Origin of the sequence: Mesorhizobium sp. M7A.F.Ca.US.014.04.1.1 (assembly GCF_003998745.1) — a bacterium.
Classification (GTDB): domain Bacteria; phylum Pseudomonadota; class Alphaproteobacteria; order Rhizobiales; family Rhizobiaceae; genus Mesorhizobium; species Mesorhizobium ciceri.
Genome location: NZ_RZRW01001517.1, coordinates 1 through 397 on the forward strand (window position 1 = coordinate 1; position 397 = coordinate 397).

At 61.7% G+C, this 397-nt stretch carries 1 protein-coding gene and 1 pseudogene; one reads left to right on the forward strand and one right to left on the reverse strand.

The window, feature by feature from the left end; translation table 11 throughout:
- Positions 1-136: pseudogene (locus EOA22_RS39475) on the reverse strand (murein transglycosylase); the annotation flags it as partial.
- Between the two features lie 141 nt (positions 137-277).
- On the opposite strand from EOA22_RS39475, the gene EOA22_RS37405 reads away from it, so the two are divergent.
- On the forward strand, positions 278-397 hold a 120-nt coding region (locus tag EOA22_RS37405; protein ID WP_127390787.1), incomplete at its 3' end, for an FAD-dependent oxidoreductase.

Sequence of the window (397 nt, forward strand, 5' to 3'; positions counted from 1 at the left end):
CGGCAAAGTCCTGCTTCCAGGCCTCGAAGCCGGCGCCGGTCTTGCCGCAGCTGGCCGCTGCCTGTGCGCCCGTCGCCAGCGCAAGCACCGCCATCGCGGCCGCTGCAAACATCTTTCCCTTGGCAAGAATTGCCATGTTGATCTCCTGGTTGCCTGAATCACGTCCCAATTGCGAACTTGCCAGCGAAACGCGCACTTGTCACTGTCACCGCTGCAATGCTGGCGAATGCCGTGGAATTTGCCTAGGATCAAGTGATTATTGTGGCAAGGGGGCTGCATGCAAGACGTTGATGTCGTCATCATCGGCGCCGGCTCGGCGGGTCTTGCCGCTGCCAAAACCCTGCAGGCGGCGGGGCTTTCCTTCACGCTGCTCGAAGCGATGGACCGAATCGGCGGG